The sequence below is a fragment of the Thioflexithrix psekupsensis genome, from assembly GCF_002149925.1.
GTDB lineage: Bacteria > Pseudomonadota > Gammaproteobacteria > Beggiatoales > Beggiatoaceae > Thioflexithrix > Thioflexithrix psekupsensis.
Genome location: NZ_MSLT01000002.1, coordinates 14,793 through 26,971 on the forward strand (window position 1 = coordinate 14,793; position 12,179 = coordinate 26,971).

The following is a 12,179-nucleotide window of genomic DNA, read 5'->3' on the forward strand; positions in this document are numbered from 1 at the left end:
GTTAATGTCTCAAGTATTGCAGTTCAAAATGACGAAGTGAATTATAACGTTTTTATAAGCGAAATTTAAGGGGGCGCGAATTATTTTTGTAAGGGTTGTAACAGCGTCACATTGGCTTCCATAAACGCATAAACATCAATTAAATCCCGCGGCCGCATATCGACTAAACTCTGTGCTAAATAATCAGCAAATGTCAATAATTGGCGATAAGTTTGCCAATTGGGTTGAGTATGATAATTGAGATTAAACGCACATAATTCTGCGGCCAATGGAATAATATCTGGATTTAATAAAATATCGGTTTCTGGATAAGTTATAAATAAAAAACTGGTGACAATGCGCCAATGTGCGGCATTCATTTGCATCAATCCCGCAACAAAAGCATTAAATCGCGCTTCTATGGCTTGTTCGGCGAAGAGAAATTGATAGAGTTTTTCTGCAAATAAGCGTTGTTGTGCGGGGTGTTGCAAGCCTTCTTCTAAAGATATTTTTTCAATGTCGCTTAATACCTGTGCCGTTTCTATAATCATCACACTGCGTTCGCAAATTTCTTGATAATTTTTCTCCCGTAATAATTGCGAAAAAGTGGTTTGATTTAAATAATTCTGCATTGCGGTATGGGCAGAAATTCGGGCTTGTCGATAGGTTTTTAAATAACTTTCGCTGTAAAAACCTTCGCCATATTGGTGTAAAAAACGCTCAATTAACACGGGCAACGGTTGATAGCCGATAACTTTTTGTTCGGAGGAAATTTTTAAATCGTCTAATAATCTATTTTGTGCTTGTTGGGGGTCTAAGCGGGCTAATAAAGTTTTTTCTTGACGCAATAATTTTTGTCCCGCGCCCACAAAAAAAACCCGTAAATGTTTATCCGTACACGCTAAAATCTGTCCTAAACCCCATTCGGGTTTTTTCGGATGTCGCACGCGGTCGCCCACGCGAAAAGTGCGCACATTTTCTTGTTCATAGGCTAAACGATGGCGGGCTTGCGCCAGTATTTCATCATAATAATATTCTAATGCAGGATTGACCCCGCGCAAACCCGCCACCACTTGTTCGCTCCATTGCAAATAATCGTGACGACGTTTACGACTCCAATTTAACGGCGGCGCGTGCGCAATATCGTACACGTTACAAATTTTATCCGCTAATTTCAATTGTTTAGCGCGAATGGAGAGTGAAGACGCATGTTCTATTTGGCGACGTTTGCGTTCTACTTTGGATAAGGTTTTATCATCGGTCACTTCGTTGACTACAGATAAGACTTCAACGCCGCATAAGGTTTGAATTTCTTCTGGCGTGGCGTTGGTGTCTTCCAACGTGTCGTGTAACAATGCACCAGCCAGCGTAACCACATCGCGTACACCACCAATTTTCCAAAGAATATCAGCGATTTGGATGGGATGATTGATGTAAGGAGAGGCATTACGATCTTTACGACGTTGATCACGGTGCTTGTCTGCGGCAAAACGTAAAGCGGTTAATAACAGAGAAATGGCATCATCGTTGTTATTGGACATCATTGTCTATCATCTACGTACAAATTAAATGTAAAAGCGGTTTATCATGAATTAGCTTACGCCTTAACGACGCGATACGTCAAATCAATCTGCATTATTTTTTTAATAACAGGAAACACGTCAACTCAGGTGACAGTGGCCTTGTCACTGCGTTAAACTGGTGTGGAGATTTTTGTTAAAAACCACCCTAATGAGGATTAATCAATGGGCTTTATTCGTGTTATTAGTTTGTTTACTTTGCTGTTATTGTCTTGGTCGAGTCAGGCATTTTTTAATATTAATTCCGATCCGAAGTCATTATGGCAATTTCGGGAGCAATATGTGCGTTTAGAAGCGCGAGAAAATACTGCATTGCCCAATCAACACCCCGTGCAATTAGAGACCGCACAATTGCAACGCGCTTTGACGCATGTCGCCGTGTTAAAAAATGAACAAATGATTCCTTTATTTTCACGCTCCGAATTGACCATTTTAATTGATGCCATTGGGCGCGGTTTGGCAAAAGCCAGCCCCGATGAAGATGTGGTCTTTGCCGTCATCGGCGCGCATCCCGGCCTCATTACCCGTGAAAATCGAGTCACCACAGGACGTGTTTTTTTTCAAGCAGATCGCTTAAATCTGATCGTGGGCGATGTTCATGCAGAAATTGATTACCATCAAGATCGCCGTTTGTATCCTTTTGTGGCAGGGCGACGCGATCAGGCCAAAATCCCCGAACGTCCCCTTGTCGCGCAAACCGGACAAACGTTGATGGATCAACGTGCCGATTGGGTGCAATTGGATTTAGCCGCAGCCTTGCCTTTGCCTGAATCCCACCCGATGGCGACTATGCCTTCGATTTTTGTCAATTCCGCGCCTTCCGACACGCAAGTGAAAATGACGCAAGAAATCGCGCAGTTAAAAGCAGAAGTGGCTGAGTTAAAAGCCAGTGAAACTGCATCCGATCCCGTGTCCGTACCAACCCCTGCGGCTGCGCCTGTGCTGTCATCTACGGTAGAAGCGCGTTTGCGGGAGTTGAAACGTTTACGCGATCAAGAGTTAATTTCCGAAGCGGTGTATCAACAGAAACAACAAGAAATTTTACGGGATTTGTAATTTTTCTCACTCACTGGCAAACGATTCTTGTTGGTTTGCCAGTGATTTTTGAGAATAGGATCAACGCCAAATCTTAACCATGACGCGCCGCAAAATCCTTCATAAAATCAACCAACGCCACAACACCCGATTCTGGCATGGCGTTGTAAATACTGGCACGCATTCCCCCCACAGAACGATGTCCCGCTAAAGTCAATAAGCCCGCTTGTTCGGCTTCTTTCAAAAAGGGTTTTTCCAATTCTTCACGCGCCAAAGTAAAAGGCACATTCATCCAAGAACGCACCTCTTTTTGCACAGGATTGTGATAAAAACCCGATTGATCAATATAATCATACAATAAAGCCGCTTTACGTTGATTCCGTACGGCCATTGCTGCCAAGCCACCTTGGGCTTTTAACCACTTAAACACCAAACCCGCGATATACCACGCATAAGTCGGCGGAGTATTAATCATTGAATCATTATCCGCTTGAACTTTATAATCCAAAACTTGCGGTAAATGCGCTTTCGCCTGACCAATTAAATCTTCTCGCACAATCACCACAGTAATTCCCGACGGGCCAATATTCTTTTGTGCGCCGGCGTAAATTAAACCAAATTGATTCACGTCAATAGGACGCGATAATAAAGTGGAAGACATATCAGCCACAACCGGTACATTTCCCACATCGGGAACGTTTGAAATTTCTAAACCATTAATGGTTTCATTTGGGGTGTAATGAAAATAGGCCGCATTCGGATTACATTTCCATTCACTGCGGGCGGGTAGTGCGGTATAACGAGAAGATTCTGCACTGGCGACGACATTGACTTGACAGTGACGTTTTGCCTCGTCGATGGCTTTTTTCGACCAAATGCCCGTATTTAAATAATCGGCTTGGGTGTTGTCGCGTAATAAATTCATAGGAATCGCAGCAAATTGCGCGCTGGCTCCGCCTTGTAAAAACAACACTTTATAATGCGCAGGAATCGCTAATAATTCGCGTAAATCCGCTTCGGCTTGGCTGGCAATAGACACAAATTCTCGCCCACGGTGGCTCATTTCCATCACGCACATGCCTGAATTCTGCCAATCTAACAATTCGGCTTGGGCTTGTTGTAAGACTTCATAGGGTAATGTGGCGGGGCCTGCACTGAAATTATAGGGTCTTGACATGGTTTTCTCTTTTTTTGGGTTGAAAAGCGCAATGGTAATGCGCTTAGGCTGACTTGGCAAGCGGCTAAAATGCAGCCTATTTTTTTCTCATTATGTTAGACTTAAACACGCTAAAACCTCCTGCGTTCCTGCGTTAAATTGCCGCTATACCAATTTTTTCAGAGTCGTATAATAATACTTTTTAAATAGGAGAGAATAATGAACAAGAGATATGAAGATTTAGAAGAGTTAATGTCAACAGGTGAAGCGAGAGAAGTGAAGCGAGCGATGGCAGTAAGAATGTCTTTGCTTGGTTTTGTGCGTGCGGAAGCGGCTTTAGCGTGTTGTGTCAGTGTGCAATTTGTGGATAAATGGAAAGCCATTTATTTAGCGTCAGGGGTGGAAGGATTAAAGTTAGCGTATAAAGGCTCGCCAGGGTATTTAAAGCCGCGTGAACGAGAAGATGTGATTAATTGGATACAAGAAAAGAAGACAATAACAATAGAGGAACTAAAGAGATACTTAAAAGAGGAGTATGATGTTTTCTATTCTTCAAATACTTCTTATACTAAATTATTAGAAGAAGCGAATTTAAGTTATAAGAAGACACACAAAGAGAATTCGGCAAAAGATGAGGTAAAAGTAGAAGCTAAAAAAAAAGAGATTAAGGATTTAATAGATAAGGAGCGTGAACAGATAGAAAGTGGAGAGGTAATGTACTGGATGCAAGACGAAAGCCATCAGTTGTGGGGAGATATTTGTGGTTATGTTTGGTCGAAAAAAGGAGAAAGAACGTCAATAAAGATGAGTAATTATCGCACTTCTCAAACGTGGTATGGAGCGGTGAATATTTATACGGGAGAATTTATTTTAGATAGGGCAAAGAAAGCTGATACAAAATATACGATAGACTTTATTAACTGGCTCATTTACAGATATAAAGAAGCCCGTCATGTGATTATTTGGGATGGTGCAAGTTATCATCGTTCTGAAGGTTTAAGAACTTATTTAGAGAAATTAAATGGGGGACTTCCAGAATCAGAATGGAAAGTTCGTTTATTAAGATTTGCGCCCAATGCCCCAGAGCAAAATCCAGTCGAGGATATTTGGCTTCAAGGTAAGAATTGGGTCAGAAAGAATTTTCATCGTCTATCAAGCTTTAAAGAAGTCACTAGTATGTTTGAGACCTTTTTGTCAGGTAAAGTGTTTAAGTTTAATAAAATTAAACAGTATCTTATACCTAATATCTAGGTAGATATTAAAACTTAATTTGTTTTTATATCTCACATAATTTTGGTATATTTTGAGTTTCCCATGTCCTTATTTTCTTTTCTATTTCCTTTCAAACGACGATCCTCACGCCGGGTAGTGCTTAAAGATGCAGTACAAGAAACACGCTTGTTCAGCACACGGGTTATTTTGGGATGGATGGGGATGTTGTTGGCGTTGTCTTTTATTGTGGTGCGTTTGGTTTACTTGCAAGTGGTTGATCATGAACGTTATACCACTTTATCAGAGAGCAATCGTTTAAAAATTCTCCCGATTCCACCCACTCGCGGCTTTATTTTTGACCGCAATGGGGTGTTGTTGGCCGAAAATCGTGCTTCGTACCGTTTGGAGTTGATTCCTGAGCGCATTCCTAATCTGGATGAAACCATTAACGACCTGCGCACGTTGGTGCATATCAGTGAAGAAGATGTCACGCGTTTTCGCCAACAAATGCGACGTTATCGCCCATTTGATCCGGTGCCGTTGCGTTTTCGTTTGACGGAAGATGAAGTGGCACGTTTTTCGGTGCAAAGTTATCGTTTTAAGGGGGTGGGGATTGAGTCGGATTTAAGCCGATATTATCCGTTGCACCAGAGTGGTGCGCACATTATTGGTTATGTGGGGCGTATCAGTGAAGAAGAATTGAAAGTGATCGATCCCTCCAATTATCGCGGAACAAATTATATTGGCAAGACGGGGGTGGAAAAGTCTTACGAGCGTTATTTACACGGTCAAGTGGGCTATCAGGAAGTGGAAACGGATGTGCGTGGTCGTGTATTGCGGGTGTTGGCGCGTAAAGCTCCCGCACCGGGTAAAAATTTGTATTTGAATATTGATATGGCGTTGCAGAGTTTTGCCGAAGAGTTAATTCGAGATGAGCGAGCGGCTATTGTGGCCATTGATCCGCAAAATGGCGCGGTGTTGGCTTTGGTGAGTATGCCCAGTTATGATCTGAATTTATTTGTTGGCGGAATTGATGCTAAAACCTATAAAGAATTGCGTGATTCGCCAGATCGCCCGTTATATAACAGAGCCATTCGCGGACAGTATCCGCCGGGATCAACCATTAAATCTTTTGTGGGATTGGCAGGATTAGAATATGGCATTCGCACGGAACATTCGCGGGTGTGGTGTTCGGGCGCATTTCAACTCAAAGGACAATCTCATCGTTATCGAGATTGGAAACGCAGTGGTCATGGTTCTGTCAATTTCCACACTGCTGTAGAACAATCTTGTGACGTGTATTTTTATGATCTGGCACACGATCTGGGGATTGATCGCTTGCATACTTTTATGACGCGATTCAAATTTGGACAGAAAACCGGTATTGATCTGGTGGGTGAGTTGTCCGGTTTAATGCCTTCACGAGAATGGAAACGCCGCGCCCGCAAAGCCGCATGGTATCCCGGGGAAACGGTGATTACTGGAATTGGTCAGGGTTACATGCTGGCGACTCCGTTACAATTGGCGGTGGCGACGGCCACTTTAAGTATGCACGGGCAGTTTTTGCAACCCAGAGTGGCTTTTGCCACTGAGGAAGCCAGTGGTCATGAGAGCGAAGCCATCCCCGCACAACAGCGAGATCAGGTGCTTTTGAAGGAAGATAATTTTTGGGTGCAAGCCATTTTGGGTATGGAAGCGGTGATTTATGGTTCTCGTGGCACTGCACGCAAAGTGGCACGAGGCGCGCCTTATCGCTTTGCGGGAAAAACAGGAACGGCTCAAGTTTTTGGTATTAAGCAAGATGAGCGTTACAATGCGGCGCGGTTAGATAAACGTTTACACGATCATGCGTGGTTTGTTGCTTTTGCGCCGGTGGAAAAACCCCGTATTGCTATTGCAGTGATCGTAGAAAACGGCGGCGGTGGAAGCAGCACAGCGGCTCCGATTGCGCGAGAGGTGATGGATTTTTATTTGTTAAATAATCCTGCTACCTTGTTAAGTCAACCTGCTACAACAAAATAATGGGGTTTGTAAACTGATTATTTTGTTTGAATTAGCATTTATCGGATTAAAAAAATTAAATCCCTTACCCTTATTCAGGTATTAAAAATAACTCATGCTCCTCCATTTTGGGGATAAAAAAATATTTTTTTAGGAGAAATGAAAATGAGTCGAAATTTGCCTGATAGCGTTCTTAAAAAATCGGTTGAAATAGCTAGAATAGAAAAAGTAATAGATTCTGAATTATCTTGGAAAGATGAGAGTGGAAATAAAAACTATAAAAAAACAAATTTTGTGCCTGTTAAAAATAAAATAGATAAGGCAACAATCCGAAATTTATTTTTTATGGCTGCGTATAAAAAAAGTAGAATTATAGATGAATGTGAATATAGTTTTGCTTTATTTTATATGGAAAACAATACACGGTATCCCATTTTACAACTAGAAGTCTATGGTCAATTTCAGCAAAGTCATCGCAGCAGTGAATTTAGTGAAATATTTTTTGGCCCGCATCTTCATTTTTATAATACTCAAATAGAACTTGAAGAAGAACTGGGATGTAATGACTTTCAAGAATGGGTTAGTTTATATTGCCATATTGCAAAAATTGAGCTAAAAATAGAAATTAAAACTCCTTTTTAAAACTAAGGTGAATGACTATGATTAATTGCTGTGAACTATTTAAAAATCTTGGATTTACTGCTGAAAAAACAAAAGGTTGTGATGGTTCAGATGTCCTAAGAATAACAACGCCTTCTACATTTTCAGACGGGCAGCCTGTTTTTTTCTATTTAATTAATAATAATGAAAAAATCCAATTGACAGATGATGCTTCAACGTTATTTAAATTCGTTAAAGATGGCTATGAAATGAAAAATAGATGGAAATCTATCTACTCTATCATAGACAAATATGAACTTAATAGAAACAACGGTGAAATTTACATTGATGTAGATAATTCTAATCTATGGCAAGGCTTTGGCCAATTTATAGCTTGTGTCAATGAAATTATTAATTATGAAAAAGGTCTTCACATTGCACAACCCACTTTAGATTTTGTAGAAATGGTGGCAGCCGAATTAGAGAAAATAGCCCCAATACAAGAGAGAAATCCTGTTATTATCGGTGGCAGTCATAAAGAATATACCTTTAATTTTAAGCAAAATGATAGATATGTCGATGCTGTTCCAGTTCATCCCACATCAACAGGTCATTTACTTCGTAAATTAGTAGATATAAGATTGGCACAACCTGAATTAGACATTTTAATTGTGCTTAATGATAATAATGTGGATAAAAACAAGATTGATAAAGAAATGCTTGTATTAAGCAGTATGGCCAGTGTGATTGACTTTACTGATTTGAAGCAATTGCGAGTTCATTAGATTTGTCTGAATCAGAATTTACAGACACAAGAATTTTCAAAATTGATTCTTGCCAGTCGTTTATTTTCAACAGATTTCTTATTCTTTAATTCTGAAAATCCTAAAATTCTGTAAATTCTGATTCTGACAGAAAAATTTTATGAATGACTTAATTTTGGTATAGTTCTTATTTTTTAATCAACTAAGGAATATTAACAATGGATATTCAACAACTAAAAACCATCTACATTAGTCAAATCAAAGATGATTTTACTGATCAAGAAATAAACCCAAATTATTTTAACGCATTAAACAGTGGTGTTAATTTGCTGTTTAAAGCTGTTTATCTTGAGCGTGAATTGGCTCATTTGTTCATTTCTTCATTAGAAGATGTTTTGGGTGAAAAAAGCACGGATTATAATGCGTTTGCTGCTTTCGTAACTTACTTGGAAAAGTATTTAAAATTTATATGCAAAACATCTGGATTAAAATCTGAATATGAATCGCTCAGTGGTTTTATCAAAACCTTGTTTTTAGATAATGCAAGTTTTCCATGTCATGAGAGAAAGGATATTAAGAAACTCTCAGGACAAGCCCCACTGCGTGAATTTTTGTGTACGGCACATTGTGCGCGCCTTGATGTGGCTCACGCCAAAGAAAAACAACAAATTATGCCCAATTGGTGCCAGAATCAAGTTGAAATTCTGAAAAACCGCAATGCGGTATTAATGGTTTTTGTATTGGCTACCTTAAAATATCAAGAGGCTTTGAAGGCTAAAATTCGCACTGAAGAAGTGAACAATGAACCCTCTATAAAATCTTATTTGGAAAAAGTGGTTCAAAAGTTTTCCAGCTTGGAAAATGGTTTTGTTGAGTTAAATTGTGCGGGGAATGGCTATAGAGGAAATGTGCTAGAGTTGTGGAAAAAAACCGATGGAAAACGGTTTTTTCTATTTGCTGACGCGGGAATGGGAAAAACCACTACCCTACAATATATGGTGTTGCAAGAGGCAAAAGTTGTTTAAATAATACGGCTGTGCCTTTTCCTGTTTATATTGAGTTGAAACTTTTTTCACCGTCAACTCCCCTGACTGCTTCTGTCGCCAATCAATTGGGATTGCCTGTTGGATCTACCGAGAAATATTTAAAAGAAGGGAGATTATCCTTATTTTTAGACGGGCTAAATGAAGTGTCTATCGGTCAAAGAAATGAGGCGATTAGAAATATTCAATCTCTTCTTAATGATTATCCTGATGCACCTGTTATTGTAACTTCGAGAAATCACTATATTTTTCAGTCAAATCAAGAAGAACAACTTCCTCAGTTTGAACTGCGAGAAATGGATGATGAACAGTTAAAACTGTTTTTTGCTAAAAATGGCTCGCCTCAAGTTAATGCGCTTTTTAATATTGAAAAAGAAATTGAGCAGGCTGAGGGCAGCAATTTCTTAAATTGGTTGCGCGTGCCTATGTTATTTAAGATGTTGCTCAGTATGGCTGAGGACATTTGTGAAAAATTTCCTGAGCCTGAACCCCAAGACAAAAGAATGGCGGTTTTTGAAGAACGTACACAAACTCAACTTTCTGTAATAGAGTACTTTATCAATGGTATTTTTGAACGAGAACAAGGACGAGACAGTGGTTTTAATCCCATTGCTTTTGAAACGTTATTGAAGGATTTGGCAGTTCATCTTTGGGATAGCAATGAACAACATGGCTCGATTAGAACCAGTGAAGCGGTGGATTTTTTAAGAGAAGCCATTAAAAATGGTTTTCCTAATACCGACGTGAGTTATTTCTTAGATAAGTCTGTTGAGTTACGAATCTTAAAAAAAGATGGGATGCTTTATAGCTTTGCTCATGAGGAGTATTTTAATTATTTTAACGGATTAAAAAGTCGGCGGTAATTATCGTGCTTTACTCTGAAGCTGATTTATTAGATGAGAAAAAAGAGCTTTCCATTCTCACACAATGGCAAAGAGAGCCTCCCACTGACTCCAAATTACGCGATATTGCTCGAATTAATCCTTTATTAGTCGCAAGGTATTTAAATAAACTTCGTCGTCCACCTCTGGAATTTAAAGAAGAGATTAAGCATTTATACATTGCTTTTGTTAAGAGTAAAAAACCAAATCGAGCTTTCTTAGCTTCTCAAGCCTTATATGAATTAAGATATTATGAAGAGCTGTTTTCCGTATTTGCAGAAATTCCTGTGGTCTCGGAGAAAACGCACGGCTTGCTATTAGCCCGTTTATTCAATCAGACCGCTTCAAGTTTTGTATTTAATTTGCTTAAACAATTATTTAGCCGCTATAGAAAAAATCCAGATGCGACCTCTGATGTGCTTTGGCGGTGGGCGGTTGAGGCGTTGCCAAATGATTTAATACTACGAGAAGAAAACAAAGAAGATGTATTGGCTATTTTTGACTTTTTCTTAGCGCAACCGCAATACTCTGACACTTTACATTGGTTTGATGAAAAATTTGAAACGCTGCATTCGCAATTCGTTATCAAAATAGAGCAGTCTGAAAATACAAAATTTTGCTCCCGCTTTTACAATCATTATCTTGCGCGTTGTGATGTTCAAGAAGTGATGCCCCTGCTACAGAATATGCGGCAAAAAAAGCTGCATATTGATATTTTTGCTGTCAATAAAATTGTTCATAAAATTATTGGCTTTGAAGCAAGAAATGCGCTTCTTCAGCAAATGCGCGACGAAAACATTGCGCTGGATACGGTGACTTATTCCATTTTGCTCACCAAAGCTCCCGATTTTGCACAGGCCAAGGCGATTGTGCAGCAAATGCGCGACGAAAATATTGCGCTGGATACGGTGACTTATTCCACTTTGCTCACCAAAGCTCCTGATTTTGCACAGGCCAACGCGATTGTGCAGCAAATGCGCGACGAAAACATTGCGCTTAATACGGTGACTTATAATACATTACTGGACAAAGCAAAAAAAAGTAAAGAACCTTTAAATGTCTTTCTGGGCTTACTTGAAGAAATGATACAGCTTGGACTTAAACCCAATTTTCCCCCAAATAAACCCCCTTACACAACTTTTGCCGTCGAAGATAAAATTAGACGTTCCCTAAAGCCCTTTGCCACATGGAAAAAAAACCAACAAGCTGTTTTAAATCAAAAACCCCCACACTTTAAAAAAGCATGGCAGGATTTTTTTAACAGTTTTTTCTATCCTCAAAATTGAAAAACCAAACCATGCTATAAAAAATTATTTCATTCAGGTATGAAAAACAACCCATGACCCTCCATTCTTTTTCCCACCTTTACTCCCCATTAAGTGAAGCCTTGCAAAAATTGGATGCCCTCAGCGATGCGGCAGAAACGCATGGGATTTTATGTGGTTTATTGTGTTTAAGTCCGCATCCACAAGCGGATTGGGAACGTTATTATCAACGTTTCTTACGCTATGTTTTAGACGATACTAACCGTTTAAAAGCCGATCCACGTTGTCAGCATTTATTGCAGGCTTTACAAGATTATACTGAATCGCAATTGCGCAGTAATGAATTGACTTTTTCTCTGTTATTACCCGATGATCATTTGCCTTTAGTTGAGCGGGTGCAAGCCTTAATGAATTGGTGTACGGGATTTTTATTTGGTTTGCATTTAGAACAGCCTTTTGCCACAGCGCAATTAGATGCGGATATGCAGGCTTTTTTAAATGATATTTCCGCCATTTCTCAATTGGCATTGCCCAGTCAAGACGATAACAGTGATGAAGCAGATTATATGCACGTATTAGAATATGTGCGCATGGGCGTTTTAACCTTGTATCAACAACGGTATTATCAAAATCCGCAAAATCAGTCACAAATGGAATAGAACA

At 39.6% G+C, this 12,179-nt stretch carries 11 protein-coding genes; 9 read left to right on the forward strand and 2 right to left on the reverse strand.

What is annotated here, in order from left to right; genetic code table 11:
- Nucleotides 1-80: 80 nt before the first annotated feature.
- Nucleotides 81-1,523 carry a DUF3553 domain-containing protein gene (locus TPSD3_RS01050; protein WP_140048449.1) on the reverse strand — a complete coding sequence of 481 codons (1,443 nt, stop codon included), beginning with the start codon at nucleotides 1,521-1,523 and terminating at the stop codon, nucleotides 81-83.
- Between the two features lie 201 nt (nucleotides 1,524-1,724).
- Here TPSD3_RS01050 and TPSD3_RS01055 point away from each other — a divergent pair, with 201 nt between their 5' ends.
- Nucleotides 1,725-2,615 carry an SHOCT domain-containing protein gene (locus TPSD3_RS01055; protein ID WP_086486750.1) on the forward strand — a complete coding sequence of 297 codons (891 nt, stop codon included), beginning with the start codon at nucleotides 1,725-1,727 and terminating at the stop codon, nucleotides 2,613-2,615.
- 73 nt (nucleotides 2,616-2,688) lie between these two features.
- Here TPSD3_RS01055 and serC read toward each other — a convergent pair whose 3' ends face one another.
- On the reverse strand, nucleotides 2,689-3,771 hold the full coding sequence (serC, locus tag TPSD3_RS01060) for a 3-phosphoserine/phosphohydroxythreonine transaminase (protein WP_086486751.1): 1,083 nt from the start codon (nucleotides 3,769-3,771) through the stop codon (nucleotides 2,689-2,691).
- A gap of 198 nt (nucleotides 3,772-3,969) precedes the next feature.
- On the opposite strand from serC, the gene TPSD3_RS01065 reads away from it, so the two are divergent.
- From TPSD3_RS01065 to TPSD3_RS01100, 8 genes are all read left to right on the forward strand, one after another.
- Complete coding sequence (locus TPSD3_RS01065) at nucleotides 3,970-5,001, forward strand: IS630 family transposase (protein WP_086486662.1); 1,032 nt, start codon at nucleotides 3,970-3,972, stop codon at nucleotides 4,999-5,001.
- 117 nt (nucleotides 5,002-5,118) lie between these two features.
- Nucleotides 5,119-6,984, forward strand: coding sequence for a penicillin-binding protein 2 (gene mrdA / locus TPSD3_RS01070; protein WP_245391499.1), 1,866 nt, complete (start codon nucleotides 5,119-5,121; stop codon nucleotides 6,982-6,984).
- A 144-nt stretch (nucleotides 6,985-7,128) separates the two neighbouring features.
- The gene (locus tag TPSD3_RS01075) at nucleotides 7,129-7,605 is read left to right on the forward strand and encodes a hypothetical protein (protein ID WP_086486753.1); all 477 of its coding nucleotides are present in this window, start codon (nucleotides 7,129-7,131) and stop codon (nucleotides 7,603-7,605) included.
- An 11-nt stretch (nucleotides 7,606-7,616) separates the two neighbouring features.
- Nucleotides 7,617-8,348: a DUF1828 domain-containing protein gene (locus TPSD3_RS01080; protein WP_086486754.1), complete on the forward strand. Its 732-nt coding sequence runs from the start codon at nucleotides 7,617-7,619 to the stop codon at nucleotides 8,346-8,348.
- A 197-nt stretch (nucleotides 8,349-8,545) separates the two neighbouring features.
- Nucleotides 8,546-9,352: a hypothetical protein gene (locus tag TPSD3_RS01085; protein WP_086486755.1), complete on the forward strand. Its 807-nt coding sequence runs from the start codon at nucleotides 8,546-8,548 to the stop codon at nucleotides 9,350-9,352.
- Nucleotides 9,353-9,363: 11 nt separating this feature from the next.
- On the forward strand, nucleotides 9,364-10,233 hold the full coding sequence (locus TPSD3_RS01090; protein ID WP_086486756.1) for an NACHT domain-containing protein: 870 nt from the start codon (nucleotides 9,364-9,366) through the stop codon (nucleotides 10,231-10,233).
- Nucleotides 10,234-10,238: 5 nt separating this feature from the next.
- Complete coding sequence (locus tag TPSD3_RS01095) at nucleotides 10,239-11,537, forward strand: pentatricopeptide repeat-containing protein (RefSeq protein WP_086486757.1); 1,299 nt, start codon at nucleotides 10,239-10,241, stop codon at nucleotides 11,535-11,537.
- A gap of 53 nt (nucleotides 11,538-11,590) precedes the next feature.
- Entirely contained in the window at nucleotides 11,591-12,175 is a 585-nt protein-coding gene (locus TPSD3_RS01100; RefSeq protein WP_086486758.1) for a UPF0149 family protein, read from the forward strand.
- Nucleotides 12,176-12,179: the final 4 nt, after the last annotated feature.

Excerpts from the sequence above, each read along its gene's own strand:
- TPSD3_RS01075 (WP_086486753.1), top strand. The coding sequence starts at position 7,129 with ATGAGTCGAAATTTGCCTGATAGCGTTCTTAAAAAATCGGTTGAAATA.
- TPSD3_RS01055 (WP_086486750.1), top strand. The coding sequence starts at position 1,725 with ATGGGCTTTATTCGTGTTATTAGTTTGTTTACTTTGCTGTTATTGTCT.
- TPSD3_RS01085 (WP_086486755.1), top strand. The coding sequence starts at position 8,546 with ATGGATATTCAACAACTAAAAACCATCTACATTAGTCAAATCAAAGAT.
- TPSD3_RS01080 (WP_086486754.1), top strand. The coding sequence starts at position 7,617 with ATGACTATGATTAATTGCTGTGAACTATTTAAAAATCTTGGATTTACT.
- serC (WP_086486751.1), bottom strand. The coding sequence starts at position 3,771 with ATGTCAAGACCCTATAATTTCAGTGCAGGCCCCGCCACATTACCCTAT.
- TPSD3_RS01100 (WP_086486758.1), top strand. The coding sequence starts at position 11,591 with ATGACCCTCCATTCTTTTTCCCACCTTTACTCCCCATTAAGTGAAGCC.
- TPSD3_RS01065 (WP_086486662.1), top strand. The coding sequence starts at position 3,970 with ATGAACAAGAGATATGAAGATTTAGAAGAGTTAATGTCAACAGGTGAA.
- TPSD3_RS01050 (WP_140048449.1), bottom strand. The coding sequence starts at position 1,523 with ATGATGTCCAATAACAACGATGATGCCATTTCTCTGTTATTAACCGCT.